The sequence below is a fragment of the Pseudomonas sp. ANT_J28 genome (assembly GCF_008370005.1).
Classification (GTDB): Bacteria; Pseudomonadota; Gammaproteobacteria; order Pseudomonadales; family Pseudomonadaceae; genus Aquipseudomonas; species Aquipseudomonas frigoris.
Genome location: NZ_VOBM01000005.1, coordinates 189,629 through 207,976, shown reverse-complemented (window position 1 = coordinate 207,976; position 18,348 = coordinate 189,629). Strand labels below are relative to the sequence as shown.

General features: G+C 57.7%; 20 protein-coding genes. 14 read left to right on the top strand and 6 right to left on the bottom strand.

The genetic code is table 11. From position 1 onward, the window contains the following. Nucleotides 1-218: 218 nt before the first annotated feature. The gene (locus FQ187_RS05200) at nucleotides 219-1,439 is read right to left on the bottom strand and encodes a CaiB/BaiF CoA-transferase family protein (RefSeq protein WP_149628660.1); all 1,221 of its coding nucleotides are present in this window, start codon (nucleotides 1,437-1,439) and stop codon (nucleotides 219-221) included. A gap of 13 nt (nucleotides 1,440-1,452) precedes the next feature. Next, nucleotides 1,453-2,634, bottom strand: a complete 1,182-nt coding sequence (locus tag FQ187_RS05195) for an acyl-CoA dehydrogenase (protein ID WP_123369330.1) — start codon at nucleotides 2,632-2,634, stop codon at nucleotides 1,453-1,455. 157 nt (nucleotides 2,635-2,791) lie between these two features. Here FQ187_RS05195 and FQ187_RS05190 point away from each other — a divergent pair, with 157 nt between their 5' ends. From FQ187_RS05190 to FQ187_RS05140, 11 genes are all read left to right on the top strand, one after another. Beyond that, nucleotides 2,792-3,691, top strand: a complete 900-nt coding sequence (locus FQ187_RS05190; RefSeq protein ID WP_149628659.1) for a LysR family transcriptional regulator — start codon at nucleotides 2,792-2,794, stop codon at nucleotides 3,689-3,691. A 436-nt stretch (nucleotides 3,692-4,127) separates the two neighbouring features. After that, on the top strand, nucleotides 4,128-5,249 hold the full coding sequence (locus tag FQ187_RS05185) for a Re/Si-specific NAD(P)(+) transhydrogenase subunit alpha (RefSeq protein WP_149628658.1): 1,122 nt from the start codon (nucleotides 4,128-4,130) through the stop codon (nucleotides 5,247-5,249). A gap of 15 nt (nucleotides 5,250-5,264) precedes the next feature. Then, on the top strand, nucleotides 5,265-5,588 hold the full coding sequence (locus tag FQ187_RS05180; protein ID WP_003187010.1) for an NAD(P) transhydrogenase subunit alpha: 324 nt from the start codon (nucleotides 5,265-5,267) through the stop codon (nucleotides 5,586-5,588). After that, nucleotides 5,588-7,039 (top strand): NAD(P)(+) transhydrogenase (Re/Si-specific) subunit beta, encoded by a 1,452-nt coding sequence (locus tag FQ187_RS05175; protein WP_149628657.1) that lies wholly within the window; start codon nucleotides 5,588-5,590, stop codon nucleotides 7,037-7,039. The genes FQ187_RS05180 and FQ187_RS05175 overlap by 1 nt, the downstream gene beginning before the upstream one ends. A gap of 181 nt (nucleotides 7,040-7,220) precedes the next feature. Further along, the gene (locus FQ187_RS05170) at nucleotides 7,221-8,714 is read left to right on the top strand and encodes an acetyl-CoA hydrolase/transferase family protein (protein ID WP_149628656.1); all 1,494 of its coding nucleotides are present in this window, start codon (nucleotides 7,221-7,223) and stop codon (nucleotides 8,712-8,714) included. Between the two features lie 319 nt (nucleotides 8,715-9,033). Further along, nucleotides 9,034-9,249, top strand: a complete 216-nt coding sequence (locus FQ187_RS05165; protein WP_008154465.1) for a DUF1127 domain-containing protein — start codon at nucleotides 9,034-9,036, stop codon at nucleotides 9,247-9,249. Between the two features lie 257 nt (nucleotides 9,250-9,506). After that, nucleotides 9,507-9,716, top strand: a complete 210-nt coding sequence (locus FQ187_RS05160) for a DUF1127 domain-containing protein (RefSeq protein WP_149628655.1) — start codon at nucleotides 9,507-9,509, stop codon at nucleotides 9,714-9,716. Nucleotides 9,717-9,859: 143 nt separating this feature from the next. Then, complete coding sequence (locus FQ187_RS05155; protein WP_149628654.1) at nucleotides 9,860-10,177, top strand: DUF2388 domain-containing protein; 318 nt, start codon at nucleotides 9,860-9,862, stop codon at nucleotides 10,175-10,177. A 107-nt stretch (nucleotides 10,178-10,284) separates the two neighbouring features. Continuing rightward, nucleotides 10,285-10,602 (top strand): DUF2388 domain-containing protein, encoded by a 318-nt coding sequence (locus FQ187_RS05150; protein ID WP_149628653.1) that lies wholly within the window; start codon nucleotides 10,285-10,287, stop codon nucleotides 10,600-10,602. Between the two features lie 27 nt (nucleotides 10,603-10,629). Next, a complete protein-coding gene (locus FQ187_RS05145; RefSeq protein ID WP_149628652.1) occupies nucleotides 10,630-10,950 on the top strand; it encodes a DUF2388 domain-containing protein in 321 nt (106 codons plus the stop codon). Continuing rightward, nucleotides 10,947-12,908 (top strand): DUF4105 domain-containing protein, encoded by a 1,962-nt coding sequence (locus tag FQ187_RS05140; RefSeq protein WP_149628651.1) that lies wholly within the window; start codon nucleotides 10,947-10,949, stop codon nucleotides 12,906-12,908. The genes FQ187_RS05145 and FQ187_RS05140 overlap by 4 nt, the downstream gene beginning before the upstream one ends. A gap of 126 nt (nucleotides 12,909-13,034) precedes the next feature. Here FQ187_RS05140 and trpA read toward each other — a convergent pair whose 3' ends face one another. Beyond that, a complete protein-coding gene (trpA, locus tag FQ187_RS05135; protein WP_149628650.1) occupies nucleotides 13,035-13,847 on the bottom strand; it encodes a tryptophan synthase subunit alpha in 813 nt (270 codons plus the stop codon). Next, the gene (trpB, locus tag FQ187_RS05130) at nucleotides 13,847-15,067 is read right to left on the bottom strand and encodes a tryptophan synthase subunit beta (RefSeq protein ID WP_149628649.1); all 1,221 of its coding nucleotides are present in this window, start codon (nucleotides 15,065-15,067) and stop codon (nucleotides 13,847-13,849) included. The genes trpA and trpB overlap by 1 nt, the downstream gene beginning before the upstream one ends. Before the next feature lie 126 nt (nucleotides 15,068-15,193). Here trpB and FQ187_RS05125 point away from each other — a divergent pair, with 126 nt between their 5' ends. Further along, nucleotides 15,194-16,087 (top strand): LysR family transcriptional regulator, encoded by an 894-nt coding sequence (locus tag FQ187_RS05125; RefSeq protein WP_149628648.1) that lies wholly within the window; start codon nucleotides 15,194-15,196, stop codon nucleotides 16,085-16,087. Here FQ187_RS05125 and FQ187_RS05120 read toward each other — a convergent pair. Further along, nucleotides 16,084-16,410 (bottom strand): YqjD family protein, encoded by a 327-nt coding sequence (locus FQ187_RS05120; protein WP_054047930.1) that lies wholly within the window; start codon nucleotides 16,408-16,410, stop codon nucleotides 16,084-16,086. The genes FQ187_RS05125 and FQ187_RS05120 overlap by 4 nt on opposite strands. Nucleotides 16,411-16,565: 155 nt before the next feature. On the opposite strand from FQ187_RS05120, the gene FQ187_RS05115 reads away from it, so the two are divergent. Then, nucleotides 16,566-16,781 (top strand): dodecin, encoded by a 216-nt coding sequence (locus tag FQ187_RS05115; protein ID WP_123367386.1) that lies wholly within the window; start codon nucleotides 16,566-16,568, stop codon nucleotides 16,779-16,781. 122 nt (nucleotides 16,782-16,903) lie between these two features. Beyond that, nucleotides 16,904-17,128, top strand: a complete 225-nt coding sequence (locus FQ187_RS05110; protein WP_149628647.1) for a DUF1161 domain-containing protein — start codon at nucleotides 16,904-16,906, stop codon at nucleotides 17,126-17,128. A gap of 64 nt (nucleotides 17,129-17,192) precedes the next feature. Here the strand turns inward: FQ187_RS05110 and FQ187_RS05105 are convergent, their stop codons facing one another. Then, the gene (locus FQ187_RS05105; protein ID WP_149628646.1) at nucleotides 17,193-18,194 is read right to left on the bottom strand and encodes an LLM class flavin-dependent oxidoreductase; all 1,002 of its coding nucleotides are present in this window, start codon (nucleotides 18,192-18,194) and stop codon (nucleotides 17,193-17,195) included. Between the last annotated feature and the right edge of the window lie 154 nt (nucleotides 18,195-18,348).

Below are 18,348 nucleotides of genomic sequence, written 5' to 3'. Positions count from 1 at the left end.
GACCTGAAGCAACTCGCTGTCGAAAACTGCATAACTCATTGTTTACCAAGGAGTTTTCCGTTTCGACTGCGCCGGAAGTGGGGCGAATTATAGACTTCCAGAATCTGCCGTCAACCCTTAATTACGCTTTTCTATCAATCACTTGCAGAACGCCGGAAAACAGCCCATCTCCTCTCTATAGGAGAGTAAAACGACTCCCTCCTATATAGAAGAAACCCTCAGAGCACCCCGGCCTCTTTGAATGCAGCCACAACGCCGGCATCCAGACCCAACACCCGCTGCAGAACCTCCAGCGTATGCTCCCCTAATAGAGGAGGCGCATTGCGATACTCCACAGGCGTTTCGGACAGACGAATCGGACTCGCCACTTGCGGCACCATCCCGGCCAGCACATGGGGCAGCTCGATCACTAACCCGCGCGCCTTAACCTGAGGATCCGCAAACATCTGAGCCAGATCATTGATCGGCCCGCACGGCACACCTGCTTGCTCCAGCTGCAGCACCCACTCCGCAGTCGTCTTGAACACCGTCGCCTGGCGGATAAGCGGAATCAACACCGAACGATTCGCCACCCGCAACTTGTTGGTCGCAAAGCGTGGATCATCTGCCCACTGCGGCTGTCCAGCCACTTCAGCAAACTTGCGAAACTGGCCGTCATTACCGACGGTGAGGATGAAGTCTCCGTCCGCCGTAGGAAAGTCCTGATAAGGCACTATATTCGGATGAGCATTACCCAGGCGCTTCGGAGCATTGCCCGTAGTCAGGTAATTCATTGCCTGGTTAGCCAGACAAGCCACCTGAACATCCAACAGCGCCATATCAATATGCTGACCGCCGCCGTCATGATCCCGATGCGCAAGCGCTGCAAGGATCGCCACGGTCGAATAGAGACCGGTCAAAATGTCAGTCAGCGCCACGCCGACTTTCACCGGCCCGGCACCCTCATCCCCTTCGGGTCGCCCCGTCAGACTCATCAGACCGCCCAGTCCCTGGATCATGAAGTCATAACCCGCGCGCTTGGCGTAAGGGCCTGTCTGGCCAAACCCTGTAATCGAGCAATAGATCAGATTCGGATTGATCGCCTTTAGAGACTCATAGTCCAAACCATATGCCGCCAGCCCACCGACCTTGAAGTTCTCGATCAGGATGTCCGACTTCGCCGCCAGATCGCGCACCAGCTTCTGCCCTTCAGGCCGCGTGAAGTCGATGGTCACCGATTGCTTGTTGCGATTGGCCGACAAGTAATAAGCGGCCTCGCTAGTGTTCTCGCCATAAGCGTCTTTAAGGAAGGGAGGCCCCCAGGCGCGCGTGTCATCGCCATTACCCGGGCGCTCGACCTTGATCACTTCGGCGCCAAGGTCCGCAAGGATCTGTCCGGCCCACGGCCCGGCCAGAACCCGTGATAAATCCAGTACCCGCAGATGCGAAAGCGCGCCCATGGCCGTTCTCCTATTAATAGAACGCCTGGATGCCAGTCTGAGCACGACCGAGGATCAGTGCGTGGACGTCATGCGTACCTTCATAGGTATTCACCACTTCCAGGTTGACCAAGTGGCGAGCAACACCGAATTCATCGGAAATTCCGTTACCACCCAGCATGTCGCGCGCCATGCGAGCAATGTCCAGGGACTTGCCGCAGGAGTTGCGCTTCATCATCGAAGTGATCTCGACCGCTGCAGTACCTTCATCTTTCATACGACCCAGACGCAGGCAACCTTGCAGCGCCAGGGTGATTTCAGTCTGCATATCTGCCAGCTTCTTCTGAATCAGCTGAGTGGCGGCCAATGGACGGCCGAACTGCTGACGATCCAGGGTGTATTGGCGAGCGGTGTGCCAGCAAAACTCGGCCGCGCCCAGCGCGCCCCAGGAAATGCCGTAACGTGCCGAGTTGAGGCAAGTAAAAGGGCCTTTCAAGCCACGGACATCCGGGAAGATGTTCTCTTCAGGGACAAACACGTTGTCCATGACGATCTCGCCGGTGATGGATGCACGCAGGCCAACCTTGCCGTGAATCGCAGGAGCACTCAGGCCCTTCCAGCCTTTCTCCAGAACGAAGCCGCGGATGTCGCCGGCGTCGTCCTTGCCCCAGACCACGAACACATCAGCGATCGGGCTGTTGGTGATCCACATCTTGTTGCCGGTCAGGCTGTAGCCGCCTTCCACTTTGCGCGCACGAGTAATCATCGCGCCCGGGTCGGAACCGTGGTTAGGTTCGGTCAGACCGAAGCAGCCAATCCATTCGCCTGAAGCCAGTTTCGGCAGGTACTTCTGTTTCTGGGCTTCGGTACCGAATTCATTGATCGGCACCATGACCAGCGAGGACTGCACGCTCATCATCGAGCGGTAGCCAGAGTCGACGCGCTCGACTTCACGGGCGATCAGACCGTAGCTGACGTAGTTCAGGCCGCTGCCACCATACTGCTCAGGGATAGTCGCGCCCAACAGACCTATTTCGCCCATCTCGCGGAAGATTGCCGGGTCGGTCTTTTCATGGCGGAAAGCTTCGAGAACACGCGGCGCGAGCTTCTGCTGAGCGAATTGCTCAGCGGTGTCGCGAATCATGCGTTCTTCTTCGGTGAGCTGTTGATCCAGCAGCAGGGGATCGATCCAGTTGAAGCTAGCTTTACCGCCCATGAGTGTGTCCTCTCGAATCGAGTCAAATAACGTGGGCTGATCCTAGGCCGGGTTCGGCGTTACGGCAAACGAGGATTTTGCATACTGTTGTGCTAATTTCTCACTCCGAAACATCGTAAAGTAGCTTTTATGCAATGTATTAGTGAGGTTGACGTACATGCGCAGGAAAATCCCCAGCACAACTGCCCTGATCAGCTTTGAAGCCGCGGCTCGCCACGAAAGTTTTACCAAGGCGGCTCAGGAGCTTTCGCTCACTCAAGGCGCCATTTGCCGACAGATCGCCAGCCTTGAGGAGTTCCTCAGCGTAGAACTGTTCCGACGCTCGCGACGCGGAGTCAAGCTGACGGAAGCCGGTCTTTCCTACAGCCGCCGGGTAGCCACCCAACTCGATGCGGTTGAGCGCGACACCTTGTCAGTGATGGGTCAACAAGGCGCCAACGTGATCGAGCTGGCGGTGGTTCCAACCTTCGGCACTCAATGGCTGCTGCCACGACTCAAGGATTTTCAGCAAAAACACCCGGAAGTGACGGTCAACCTCACCAACCGAACGCGGCCCTTCCTGTTTGCCGACACCGACTTCGATGCCGCGATCTATTTTGGCGACGCGGACTGGTCGGGTACCGAATCCCACAGGCTGATGGGCGAAAATCCGATGCCGGTTTGCAGCCCCAATCTCATGGGGAAAAAGACAACCCTGTCTCCCGGCGAAATCGCCGAATTGCCCCTGTTGCAGCAGACCACTCGCCCTTATGCCTGGCGCCAGTGGTTCAACTCTCAAAACCTAAATATCCCGCGAGACATGACAGGGCCACGCTACGAGCTATTCTCCATGCTTGCCCAAGCGGCCATGCACGATATGGGAATAGCGCTGATTCCACCGTTCCTGATTCAACGCGAACTGGCCGAGAAGCGCCTGGTCATTGCCAACGCCCAAGCGTTATCAAGCATCAAGGCGTATTACTTGATGATTCCCGAGCGAAAGGTCGAATCGGCCTCTTTAAGGGCATTTCGCGATTGGTTGGTCAATCAGGCACAGAGCTACAGCCTTGAAGGATAAAGGCTTGGCGTTATTAGCTGACCCCGTAGTCAGTAAAATAAAAGCACTACAGATATAAGTATTTGTCGCATATTCGAAGACTGTACCGACAAGCAGTACAAACGTCCCACAAGAGCCTGAAAACGTGGCCTTGAGCCTCTATTGCGGAGCAATAACGACTCATTCACCTGACCGATGCGTAAATTCTTCAATTTTTACAAGAATCCTTACAAGGCACGGCCTGCAAGGGATTGAACCGATCAGTTGCGACATTCGGTCACGGGGTGACTTGTAGTTAATTTTCCGTCACCCGTCATAAACCCTTGAAGGGCACTAAGTTCGCCTGCAAAATGCCGCGCCCCGCCCTGATTTGGCGGGATCGTGCTGATCGGCCGCCCCCAGCCGCACCATCCGAAGTGCCTGGGTTTACTCAATAAGATCACGCAGGAGATTTGACGTGCACATTGGTGTTCCTCTCGAAACCCAGACCGGTGAAACACGGGTTGCTGCAACCCCGGAAACCATCAAGAAGCTGATCGGCCAGGGTCATAAGGTCACTGTGCAAAGCGGCGCCGGCAATAATGCCAGCGTTGTCGACAGTGCCTATGAAGCGGCAGGCGCAATTATTGGCAGCGCCAACGATGCGTTTGGTGCCGAGCTGATTCTCAAGGTGGTCGCCCCCAGCGACAGCGAACTGACGCTGATAAAAAGCGGCGCCGTTGTGGTGGGCATGCTCAACCCGTTCAGCAATGAAACCATTGCCAAGCTGGCTGAGTGCGGCATTACCGCTTTCGCACTGGAGGCCGCGCCGCGCACCTCCCGCGCTCAGAGCCTGGATGTGCTGTCCTCCCAAGCCAACATCGCCGGCTATAAAGCCGTGTTGTTGGCCGCTCACCACTATCCTCGCTTCATGCCGATGCTGATGACGGCTGCGGGCACCGTGAAAGCGGCGCGCGTGCTGATTCTCGGCGCTGGCGTGGCTGGTTTGCAGGCGATCGCTACGGCGAAACGTCTGGGTGCAGTGATCGAAGCGTCTGACGTACGTCCTGCGGTAAAAGAGCAGATCGAATCCCTCGGCGCCAAGTTCGTCGACGTACCTTACGAAACCGATGAAGAGCGCGAGTGCGCCGTCGGTGTCGGCGGTTACGCACGACCAATGCCCGCGAGCTGGATGCAACGTCAGGCCCTGGCCGTGCACGAACGCGCCAAACAGGCTGACATTGTCATCACCACCGCACTGATCCCGGGCCGCAAGGCACCAACACTGTTGAGCGCGGAAACCGTGGCGCAGATGAAGCCGGGCTCGGTGGTCATCGACCTTGCTGCCGCTCAGGGCGGCAACTGCCCGCTGACAGTGGCCGATCAGGTCGTCGTCGAGAATGGCGTGATCATTTGCGGCCCGACCAATCTGGCCGGCGCAGTCGCGGCAGACGCTTCAGCACTGTACGCGCGCAACCTGCTGGACTTCCTGAAGCTGGTCTTCAACAAAGAAGGCCAGTTCGAGATCAACCTCGAAGACGACATCGTCGCCGCGTGCCTGATGTGCCGCGACGGCCAAGTCATCCGCAAAAACGCTTAAGCAGGGATTCAGACGATGGAAGAGCTTATCTCCCCCGGTATCTACAACCTGATCATCTTCGTGCTGGCGATTTATGTCGGTTATCACGTGGTCTGGAACGTTACACCTGCACTGCACACGCCTTTGATGGCGGTGACCAACGCCATTTCGGCGATTGTGATCGTCGGCGCCATGTTGGCGGCGGCATTGACCGTCACACCTCTGGGCAAAACCATGGGCACCCTTGCGGTAGCGCTGGCAGCGGTGAACGTATTTGGTGGCTTCCTGGTGACCCGCAGGATGCTTGAGATGTTCAAGAAAAAAGCCCCGAAAGCAGTAAAAGAAGAGGCGCCTAAGTAATGAGCATGAATCTTGTAACGACGCTCTACTTGATCGCGTCGATCTGCTTCATCCAGGCCCTCAAAGGCCTGTCGCACCCTACGACCTCCCGACGCGGCAATGTGTACGGCATGCTCGGCATGGCGCTGGCGATCCTCACCACCATCGGCCTCATCTATAAGCTGAGCGCGCTCTCTTTTGGGCAAGGCGGGGCCACCGCCGGCATCGGTTACGTCATCGTAGGTCTGTTGGTCGGCGGTACCGCGGGATCGATCATGGCCAAGCGCGTTGAAATGACCAAAATGCCGGAACTGGTCGCCTTCATGCACAGCATGATCGGTATGGCCGCGGTGTTCATTGCCATCGCTGCTGTCGTTGAACCGCAATCGCTGGGCATCGTCAAGCAACTGGGTGACTCCATTCCTGCCGGTAACCGCCTGGAGCTGTTCCTCGGCGCGGCCATCGGTGCAATCACCTTCTCCGGTTCGGTAATCGCGTTCGGCAAGCTGTCGGGCAAGTACAAGTTCCGCCTGTTCCAGGGCGCACCCGTACAGTTCGGCGGCCAGCACAAGCTGAACCTGCTGCTGGGTCTGGCGACGCTGGCACTGGGTATCACCTTCATGCTGACCGGCAACCTCGGTGCTTTCGCCCTCATGCTGGCCCTGGCCTTCGTGATGGGTGTGCTGATCATCATCCCGATCGGCGGCGCCGATATGCCGGTGGTGGTGTCGATGCTCAACAGCTACTCCGGCTGGGCAGCGGCAGGTATCGGCTTCTCGCTGAACAACTCGATGCTGATCATTGCCGGCTCCCTGGTGGGTTCATCCGGTGCGATCCTCTCGTACATCATGTGCAAGGCGATGAACCGTTCGTTCTTCAACGTATTGCTCGGCGGTTTCGGCAATACGGCAGATGCAGCTGGCCCGGCAGGTTCGAAAGAGGCCCGTCCGGTGAAATCCGGTTCGGCTGACGATGCGACCTTCCTGCTGACCAACGCCGACACCGTGATCATCGTTCCGGGTTATGGCCTGGCGGTGGCACGCGCCCAGCACTCACTGATGGAACTGGCGGAGAAGCTGACTCACCGGGGAGTCACCGTGAAGTTTGCGATCCACCCGGTCGCCGGTCGGATGCCTGGCCATATGAACGTCCTGCTGGCCGAGGCCGAAGTGCCTTACGAGCAGGTATTCGAGATGGATGACATCAACTCCGAGTTCGGTCAGACCGACGTGGTGCTGGTGCTCGGCGCCAACGACGTGGTCAACCCGGCAGCGAAGAACGATCCGAAATCGCCAATTGCCGGCATGCCGATACTCGAGGCCTATAAAGCCAAGACTGTGATCGTCAACAAGCGCTCGATGGCCAGCGGCTATGCCGGCCTGGACAACGAGCTGTTCTACCTCGACAAAACCATGATGGTCTTCGGCGACGCCAAGAAAGTCATCGAAGACATGGTCAAAGCAGTCGAGTAAAACCTGCGGAAGCAGCAATACCCAAAACCTCAGCCTTTAGTAGGCTGGGGTTTTTTATTGCCTGCCAAAACCCGACCAAAGGCTCTAAATCAGGGCTCTGCATTCGACCATGGTAGCGGGAGGAATTTTTTTGAAATCACTAGACTGCATACCTTGCTTTCGTTGCCCGAGATAACAATCCATGTACCGTGATCGTATTCGCTTGCCTTCGTTGTTGGATAAAGTGATGAGCGCCGCTGACGCTGCCGCTCTGATTCAGGACGGCATGACCGTCGGCATGAGTGGTTTCACTCGCGCCGGCGAAGCCAAAGCCGTGCCCCACGCATTGGCCGAACGCGCCAAAATCACCCCGCTGAAAATAACGCTGATGACCGGCGCCAGCCTGGGCAACGACCTCGATAAACAGCTCACCGAAGCCGGCGTATTGTCACGACGCATGCCGTTCCAGGTGGACAGCACCCTGCGCAAGGCCATTAACGCCGGCGAAGTGATGTTCATTGATCAGCATCTTTCGGAAACCGTTGAGCTACTGCGCAATCAGCAGCTCAAACTGCCGGACATCGCGGTTATTGAGGCAGTGGCGATCACCGAACAAGGTCACATCGTTCCGACCACATCGGTGGGTAACTCGGCCAGCTTCGCGATTTTCGCCAAACAGGTGATCGTCGAGATCAACCTGGCGCACAACCCGAATCTCGAAGGTCTGCACGACATCTATATCCCGACCTATCGGCCGACCCGCACGCCGATCCCGCTGGTAAAGGTCGACGATCGCATTGGCAGCACGGCCATCCCGATTCCGCCGGAAAAGATCGTCGCTATCGTGATCACCAATCAGTCCGACTCGCCGTCCACCGTTCTGCCACCGGACGTTGATACCCAGGCCATTGCCGACCACCTGATCGACTTCTTCAAGCAGGAAGTGGCTGCCGGGCGCATGACCAACAAGCTTGGCCCGCTGCAAGCCGGGATTGGCAACATCGCCAACTCGGTGATGTGCGGGTTGATCGACTCGCCGTTCGAAGACCTGACGATGTATTCCGAAGTGCTTCAGGACTCGACCTTCGACCTGATCGACGCCGGCAAGCTGAGCTTTGCTTCGGGCAGTTCGATCACCTTGTCGAGCCGTCGCAATACCGATGTTTTCGGCAACCTTGAGCGCTACAAGGACAAACTGGTCCTGCGCCCGCAAGAAATTTCCAACCACCCGGAAGTGGTGCGCCGGCTCGGCATCATCGGCATCAACACGGCGCTTGAGTTCGACTTGTACGGCAACGTCAACTCCACCCACATCTGCGGCACGCGGATGATGAACGGCATCGGAGGCTCGGGCGACTTTGCGCGCAACGCGCATTTGGCGATCTTCGTAACCAAAGCAATCGCCAAGGGCGGCGCGATTTCCAGCGTGGTGCCGATGGTCAGCCACGTTGATCACACAGAGCATGACGTCGACATCCTTGTCACCGAGATCGGCCTGGCGGACCTGCGTGGCCTGGCGCCGCGAGAACGCGCTCGGGTCATCATCGACAACTGCGTGCACCCGGACTATCGGCAAGCCCTGGATGACTACTTCACAGCCGCTTGTGCACTCGGCGGGCACACGCCGCATATCCTGCGTGATGCCCTGAGCTGGCACATAAACCTGGAAGAAACCGGGCGGATGCTCGCGGTGTAATTGGTACAGATAGCAGCTGACGCAAACACAGTTTCGTCAGCTTGCTGTTGCCATACCAAATCCTGAATAAAACTGTACTGCTGTACCGGTCTTTTCCTACCGTAATTGCCTACCTTTCCGAGCCAATCAACCAAAAATGCACAATATTAGTGCAGACAAGTACAGTTGCCTCAATTTCGACCAGTACACCACCCTTTAACAGTTAACTGGTCCCTCACAATACAGGTGAACTGTATCTAGAGAGACTGGCCAAACGAGAGGATCATTGGCATCAGTTAAACCACTACCTAATCCCGCCATAAGCGGAAGGATGTCAACCATGGAACGTACACTCAGTTCCGAGCTGTTTTTCGAAGACAACGCTGTAAAAACCCAGGCTTCCACGCCTCTTCGCGTTCTCGCCAACCTGATGCTGTGGCAGCGCCGCATCTCCAGCCGCCATCAACTGGCTCGTCTGGATTCGCGTCTGCTGGCTGACGCAGGGATTAGCGAAGCACAACGCTACGAAGAGCTGAGCAAGCCGTTCTGGCGCTAAGTTAGCGTCGCTGGCTCTGACCCACCGGGTCCACCGCCAGCACTCCAAATTGAAAAAACAAAGCCCGTCGTGGGAAACCACGACGGGCTTTGTCGTTTTGGACCCTCAACAGGGTCATACAGTAAAGACCCAGCCTAACAAGTACAGTTTTACTAATATAAAAACTGAACCAGTACAATTTAAGCTCAGTGTGTCTGTTGCGGAAGAAAGGACGGGATCACCATGAAATCCCGAACTGCCAGCAAAAGGACCGCGCCATGAATCACTTACTGGATGTTTCCGTCTCCATGTCTCAATCAACGCCTCGCTCCCACTGGGTTCGTAGATTACTGAGGGGCCTCGCCAATAGCCTGGAAAGGGCCCGAACCCGGCGTTTACTGGGCCAACTTGATGACCGGCAACTCTCAGACCTGAACATCAGCCATGCGGATCGTCTCAACGAATTGGATAAACCGTTCTGGCGCTAACTACCTGCGTAAACAGACGGGACTGTTCGAAGCGATACTCCTAGGCCTAATATCCAGATAGAACGTGGCGGACGCTGCATGACAGGCGTCTGACCATCAGACACTGCGCCACCTCTTAATCGGTTTTCCAAAGGAGTTCCACCATGTCCCGTCTTCGTCTGCTCAGCGCTGCAGCCCTGCTTGCCGTGGCTGCCAATTCCCACGCCACCAGCTTTATCGTGACCACCGATACCGTCGTCAATGCGCTCAAGGCCACGTCCGATGCGACCTCAGATGTCACTTCTTCCTTTCGCGATAACAAAATCGTACGCGCCGCCCGCGATGACGCCGCCAGCTTCGTGGCCAGCGAAGGCGCCATTCGTGGCGTGAAACTGGAAAGTGCATTCGACCATATTCGTCACCAGGCACCTCAACTGAACGCGACTGATGCACAACTGGCGCAAGCCATACTGACTATCTAAGCGTCACCACTGACGTGGGACACGCCCGCCGTGTCCCAATGTTTCGGCGCTGGCTCTAGACCGGGCGTTGCGCTAGCCTTGCGACTCGCCTTCAACTATCGAGTCTCATGCGTTTTCTTTCAAATCTGTTGATCTCTCCGCTTTTCGTGGCAGTCTGCTGGGTGGGCTCGGTCCATGCCTATGACGCCTTCAATCTGTCTACGCAAGGCATCGTGGCTACCGGCTACGCCACAAGCATGGTGACCTCCGCCCCCTTCGACCGTAAGCTGCTACTCGCGGCACACGATGACGCTGCGGCGTTCATCGCCAGTGACGGCCAACTGCGGGGAGCACAACTGGAGTCTGCCCTGATTTATCTGCGCCGGACCCAGCCAAAACTTCATGCCAGCGACCTTGAACTGGCGCAGGCAATTCTCGTCCAATAGTTATCCTTGTTCTTGCGGAGTCGTTCCATGCGTAGCCCTCTGATTGTTGCCGCCCTTGGCCTTCTGTTATTGGCCGATGTTGCCCAGGCGCACACTCTGGTCGCCACCAGTAACATCCTCATCAACGCCACCCGGCGCACCCTTGATTTCACTTCCGATACCACGACATCCATCCGTGACTCGAAGATCGTTCGTGAAGCCCACGACGATGCCGCCAGTTTCGTTGCCAGCGATGGCGACATTCGTGGCGCGCACCTGGAAGCGGCCTTCACCACGTTGCGCACCCGCGTACCAGAAGCCCGCGACGCCAGTGATCAGGTTCTCGCCGAAGCCATCCTCGCACTGTGAGGTCGCCAGGCGCCTGGCTGTTGGCCTGGGTCATGTTGCTGCTCGGCAACACGGCCCAGGCTGACTTGCAATTAAGGCTTAAAACCGAAGGCCTCAGCCCCGCTCAACTACAGGCCAGTCAGGCATTGCTCGATGAAGCCATGCAGGCTCTGCCGCCGCGGTTAATCGAGCAACTCGACCGACGCATTGACGTCGGCTGGACCGATGACATGCCGAGCAACGCTTACGGCCAGGCGTCGCTGCTGTCCGAGCTCGACCTGAACCGCAACCTGCTTGCCAGCCTCACTGATGGCAGCGCCGCGACCAAAAAGACTTATCGTCCCCATGGCACCGTGCGCCGCGAAATGCTTGCCACGGTGTTGCATGAACTCACCCACATCTATGACCGCTCGCGCCTGTGGCCAGATGCGGAACGCACGCTGATTCAGCGCTGCACCCGGCGCAACAGCAGCTCGGGGCTGATTGGCATTCCCGATCAATGCCGCGGCCAATCCGACCGACGCTTTACGCTCAGCGACGACCCGCACCTGCTCGACCTTGCCGGCTGGCCACAGTATGTCGGCCGTCGTGGCGAACGCGAACAGTACAACCGGCAAATTGCCCGCAGCCCGGACATTTACGAGACGAGCAGCCCCAAGGAGTTCGTCGCGGTCAACATGGAATATTTCCTTCTCGACCCGGCCTACGCCTGTCGCCGTCCTGCGCTGTACCGCTACTACAAAGAACATTTCGGCTGGGCGCCCGCCGCTAAAGACACCTGCGGCAAATCCTTCTCCTTCCTCAATGCCGGCAATGATTTCGCCAAAACACCACTGGGCCAGGTCGATCCGGAACGGGTCTACGCTGTCGACTATCTGCTGGCAGAAGCCAACCAGAATTGGGTCAGTCGCTGGGGTCACAGCATGTTGCGGTTGGTGATCTGCGCACCCGGCCGCCCCCGTGGGCCGGATTGTCGGCTGGATCTGGATCAGCATCTGGTGTTGTCCTACCGCGCCTTCGTCGGTGACGTACAGCTGTCGAGTTGGGACGGACTGGTGGGCAAATACCCGTCGCGCCTGTTTGTCCTGCCACTGGCGCAAGTGATCGACGAGTACACCAAGACCGAACTGCGCAGTCTGGCCTCGGTGCCGCTGAACCTGTCGCGCAGCGAGATCGAAGACGTGGTGGAACACGCCGCCGAAATGCACTGGAGTTACGACGGCAACTACTTCTTCCTGTCCAATAACTGCGCTGTAGAGGGCCTGAAGTTACTGCGTAGCAGCACCAACAATACAAAACTGGTCGGGTTGGACAGCATCATGCCCAACGGTTTGCTGGAAGTGCTCAAGGGCCGCGGACTGGCGGACACCAGCGTGCTGGATGATCCCCGCGAAGCGCTGCGTCTGGGCTATCGTTTCGACTCCTTCCGCGATCGTTATCAAGCGATGTTCGAAGTGCTGAAGAAGCACTTGCCGATCAAGCAGGACAAGGTCGAAGACTGGCTCTCATTGAAAGCTGAAGAGCGCCGGCAATGGATCGACCAAGCCGATTTGCGCACCAGCGCAGCACTACTGTTACTGGAGCAGGCAGCCTTCCGCCAACAATTGGTGCTGGCCCAGGACGAAGTAAAGCAGCGCTATCTGGGCGCTCGGGAATTGAAGAACGGCGGCATGGACAAGGCCAATGCGACCTTGCAGCAAATTCTTGCCAACAGCGGCTTCCTCAGCCGTCCGGCGGAGCTGCTCGGCACCGGTGGTTATGGATTGCCGCAGCCGAGTGAGTGGCAGCGTCTGGAGTCGGAAAGCAGCCTGCGGCAGAAGCAGCTTCAGGCGCTGACAGGCGATCTGGACAAAGAAGTGAGAGCGCTGCTCGAGCCAAGCCGTGCGGCCGAAATGGCCGCCAATGAAGCCAACCTGAAGCAGGTTGGCGAGCATCTGAGGAAGTTGCACAAGGCCGCGGGCGGGTTGGAGTTGCCATAAACAACAGGCTTCGCGGCTAATCCGCGAAGCCTTCAGCGCCTGACTGCTATTGAAAGCACCCCTTCGAGAATTTCTGTTTAGTCTGTACCGCGAGGCTCTAATTCCACTGTATCAGGAACTTTACCTTCAGCTGATGCGGGCTTTACGCACGCCTTCGGCCAGCGCCGAGCAAAGGCTCAACACACCATCAATGGCTTGATCCGGAGTCGACGCATTGGCGATGTGATCGATCAACGCTGAACCCACCACCACGCCATCAGCCAGACGCGCGATGGATGCCGCTTGCTCCGGTGTACGAATGCCGAAACCGATGCTGATCGGCAAATCGGTGTGGCGGCGCAGACGCGCAACCGCTTCTTCAACGTGTTCCAGCGTCGCCGCGCCCGCACCGGTCACACCGGCAACAGACACGTAATAGACGAAGCCGGAGCTGCCGTTCAAGACGGTCGGCAGGCGTACATCATCAGTCGTCGGGGTGGTCAGACGGATGAAGTCCAGGCCGGCAGCCTGGGCCGGGTCGCACAGTTCACCGTTATGCTCCGGCGGCAAGTCGACCACGATCAGACCGTCAACGCCGGCCTCTTTTGCGTCGGCGATGAAACGCGGCACGCCATACATGTGAATCGGGTTGAAGTAACCCATCAGCACCAGCGGCGTCTCAGTATTGCCTTCACGGAACTCGCGAACCATTTGCAGGGTTTTCGCCAGGTTCTGCTTGGCGCCGAGGGCGCGGATGTTGGCCAACTGGATTGCCGGGCCGTCGGCCATTGGATCGGTAAAGGGCATGCCCAACTCGATCACGTCGGCACCAGCACCAGGCAAGCCTTTGAGGATCGCCAGAGAGGTGTCATAGCTCGGGTCGCCAGCGGTCACGAAGGTCACCAGGGCGGCACGATTCTGTTCCTTGAGGTCGGCAAAACGCGTTTGCAGGCGGTTCATCAGTGTTTCTCCTGCTTCGATTGTTCCATGTGGTGCATCACGGTTTGCATGTCTTTGTCGCCACGACCGGACAGGTTGACCACCATCAGGTGATCTTTCGGCAGCGTCGGTGCGCGCTTGAACACTTCGGCCAGGGCATGGGCGCTTTCCAGTGCAGGAATAATCCCTTCCAGGCGGCAGCATTTGTGGAACGCGTCGAGGGCTTCGTCGTCGGTTACCGAGGTGTACTGGACGCGGCCGATATCATGCAACCAGGCGTGTTCCGGGCCAATGCCTGGATAGTCGAGGCCGGCAGAGATCGAGTGAGCGTCGATGATCTGGCCATCGTCGTCCTGCAGCAGGAAGGTCCGGTTGCCATGCAGTACGCCCGGTACGCCGCCGTTCAGGCTGGCTGCGTGTTTACCGGTTTCGATGCCGTAACCTGCCGCTTCGACGCCGATGATCTCGACGCTCTTGTCGTCGAGGAACGGGTGAAACAGGCCCATGGCGTTGGAGCCGCCACCGATACACGCCACCAGGCTGTCCGGCAGACGGCCTTCCTGGGCTTGCAGTTGAGTACGGGTTTCTTTGCCGATTACGGACTGGAAGTCGCGAACCATCGCAGGATAAGGGTGCGGACCGGCCACAGTGCCGATCAGGTAGAAGGTGCTGTCGACGTTGGTCACCCAGTCACGCAGGGCTTCGTTCATCGCGTCTTTCAGGGTGCCGGTGCCGGCCACGACCGGGATCACTTCGGCGCCCAGCAGCTTCATGCGAAATACGTTGGCCTGCTGACGTTCGATGTCAGTGGTGCCCATGTAGATTACGCAATCGAGGCCAAAACGCGCAGCCACGGTGGCGGTCGCCACGCCGTGCATGCCGGCACCGGTCTCGGCGATGATGCGTTTCTTGCCCATGCGCCGCGCCAGCAGGATCTGGCCGATGCAGTTGTTGATCTTGTGCGCGCCGGTGTGGTTCAGCTCTTCGCGCTTGAGGTAAATCTTCGCGCCGCCGCAGAACTCTGTCAGACGTTCGGCAAAGTACAGAGGGCTTGGACGACCTACGTAGTCGCGCTGGAAGTAGGCCAATTCTTCTTTGAATGCAGGATCATCCTTGGCCAATTCGTATTCACGGGCCAGATCGAGGATCAACGGCATCAGGGTTTCAGCGACGTAACGGCCGCCGAACGAGCCAAACAGGCCGTTGGCGTCGGGGCCGTTGCGCAGATTAGTCTGGGTCATGGGTCGCTCCAGTTGAATGCGTGGGATGATGCTTTTGAAGAGAGAGTGGGCTTAACTCTACCCCTGACGCCTCAGGCTGAAAACCGATAAGATCGCTGCAACCCGTCAGGAAAACTCACAGATCTCATGAGCCATGACCTTCCTCCGTTAAACGCCCTTCGGGCATTCGAAGCGACTGCCCGCCTGAACAGCGTCAGCAAGGCGGCCGAACAGCTGCATGTCACCCATGGCGCGGTCAGCCGACAGCTCAAGGCTTTGGAAGAACACCTCGGCGTGAGCCTGTTCATCAAGGATGGACGCGGCCTGAAACTCACAGATGCCGGCATTCGTTTGCGCGATGTCAGCGGCGAAGCGTTCGAGCGATTACGGACTGTTTGTGCAGAGCTGACCCAAAGCACCGCCGATGCACCGTTCGTACTGGGTTGCTCGGGCAGCTTGTTGGCACGCTGGTTTATTCCCAGGTTGGGACGGTTGAATACCGACCTGCCGGACCTGCGCCTGCACCTGTCGGCTGGCGAGGGTGATCTCGATCCACGTCGCCCGGGACTGGACGCCTTGCTGGTGTTTGCCGAGCCACCGTGGCCGGCAGACATGCAGGTCTATGAGTTGGCGAGCGAACGGATCGGCCCGGTCATGAGCCCGCGATTTGCGGGCTACGAACGACTGCAAAACGCACCGCCCACAGCGCTGTTGAACGAACCATTGCTGCACACCACCTCACGCCCTCAGGCCTGGCCAAGCTGGGCACAGCAAAGCGGCCTCGACGCCAAAGCGTTGAAGTACGGTCAGGGTTTCGAGCATTTGTATTATCTGCTGGAGGCCGCAGTGGCCGGCCTGGGTGTGGCGATTGCGCCTGAGCCGCTGGTGGCCGAGGACTTGAAGGCCGGGCGCCTGGTTGCGCCATGGGGCTTCAGTGAAACCCCGGCGCAACTGGCGTTGTGGCTACCCAAGCGCGCCGCGGACGGCCGCGCTCGGCAACTGGCGCAGTGGCTCAAAAACGAGCTGCGCCAGACGGATTAGTCACCGCGTTTGCACAGCAGATAAGCCGCGAGCAGACCCAATGCACCGACAGCCACACCCGCTGTCGTCCAAGGGTGTTCCTGGGCGTAGTCCCGCGTGGCAATCCCGGTTTCACGGGTTTTGACTTTGACTTCTTCGTACGCATCGCTGAGCAGATGGCGCGAATGCTTCAGCGCGTTCTCGGCGTTGCTTTTCAAGGCTTTAAGGGTTTTACGCGACTCGTCCGAGGCGTCGTCCTTCAGGTTTTCCAAAGATTTCAGCAGACTCTCGATCTCGGCTTCCATGCTTTGCAATGAGGCTTTACGTAAAGAGGTGTTGGCCATGGTGGCTCTCCTGCATTGATTGAGTTGCGTGTGTTGGTTGGGACTTCAGGGGTTCGAGAAAGTGCAGTAAATCTGAACTTCCACTTCGCATTGACCGACAGAAGTAATACGAAAAATCACTGCTAGGCTGTATTTCACACCCTGAGGAGAACGCCATGACTGACCATCACACTTACAAGAAAGTCGAACTCGTCGGCTCGTCCACCAGCAGCATTGAAGACGCCATCAACAACGCACTGGCCGAGGCCAGCAAAAGCATCAAATATATGGAATGGTTTGAAGTGACCGAAACCCGCGGGCACATCAAGGACGGTAAGGCTGCGCACTTTCAGGTGACGCTCAAAGTCGGGTTCCGGATTGCCAGTAGCTGAGTTTGAGCTAATCTTCGGAAATTGCGCGCTGGCCGAGCGCCATAGGGAATTGCAAAGCGCTACATCAGTACATCCGGCTGATCGCTGGGTGCCCCTATTGATCCGACCAGGGAATGCGACCGATGAAGAATTTTATTTTGGCATTAGGCTTGTTGAGTCTCGCGGGAACAGCCCTGGCTCAGGGCAAGTCGTGCGAAGAGCTGAAAGCCGAAATCACCGCGAAACTTGATGCCAAAGGCATTTCAAATTATTCACTGGAAATCGTCGATAAAGGCGCTGCTGCTGGCGGGAAAATCGTCGGCACCTGTGAAAAAGGCTCCAAGCAAATCGTCTACAAGCAGGGCTGACCTCCCTCGAAAATGAAAAAGCCGACGCAATGACGTCGGCTTTTTTGTGCTCGCTATTTGAGTATCAGCCCTTCATGACATGGGCCAACAGCTCATACGAGTGCACGCGATCGGCATGTTCGTACAGGTCGCAGGTGAAAATCAGCTCATCCGCCTGGGTCTGCTCGATCAGCACTTCCAGTTTTGCGCGGATTTTCTGCGGACTGCCAACCATCGCCAGACCAAGGAAATCGCCAACCGCCTCTTTCTCATGAGGCAGCCACAGGCCGTCCATGGTTTTGACAGGAGGACGTTGCACCAGGCTCTGGCCACGCATCAGTGCGAGAATCCGCTGATAGACCGAGGTCGCCAGATAATCAGCCTGCTCGTCGGTGTCGGCAGCCACCAACGGCACACCAAGCATCACGTAAGGCTTATCCAATATTGCTGAAGGCTTGAAGTGATTGCGATAGACGCGAATGGCCTCATGCATGAAGCGCGGTGCGAAATGTGAGGCGAAGGCGTAGGGCAAACCGCGTTCACCGGCCAGTTGTGCACTGAACAAGCTGGAGCCCAGCAGCCAGACCGGGACATTAGTCCCCGTGCCTGGCATTGCGATGATTCGTTGGTCTGGAGTACGTGGGCCGAGGTAACGCATCAGTTCGGCAACATCTGCCGGGAAATCGTCGGCGCTGCCGGAGCGTTCACGACGCAAAGCGCGGGCGGTCATCTGGTCGGAACCGGGTGCACGGCCCAGGCCCAGGTCGATCCGGCCCGGGTACAGACTTTCGAGCGTACCGAACTGCTCGGCGATCACCAGCGGCGCGTGGTTTGGCAGCATCACACCGCCCGAGCCAACACGAATGGTCGAGGTGCCGCCAGCCAGGTAGCCAAGCAGTACCGAAGTCGCCGAACTCGCAATGCCATCCATGTTGTGGTGTTCGGCAACCCAGAAACGGTTGTAGCCGAATTTTTCGACGTGCTGAGCCAGGTCCAGGGAATTGCGCAGCGACTGGGCCGCGCTGCCGTTCTCCCGCACGGGCACCAGATCGAGGGTCGAGAACTTGATATCGGACAGTCGTTTCATAAGCCTGCTTCTCCAATTGAGGGCGCAGGTTTTTTCTTACAAACGAAAACCTGCCGAATCTATAAGCGTGATTCATGCAATGAGGGCATATACCCGAGTTTCAATGGCAGAGCCAAAATTCCTGCGAAATAAGAGGACCGATCAGATCAAGTGA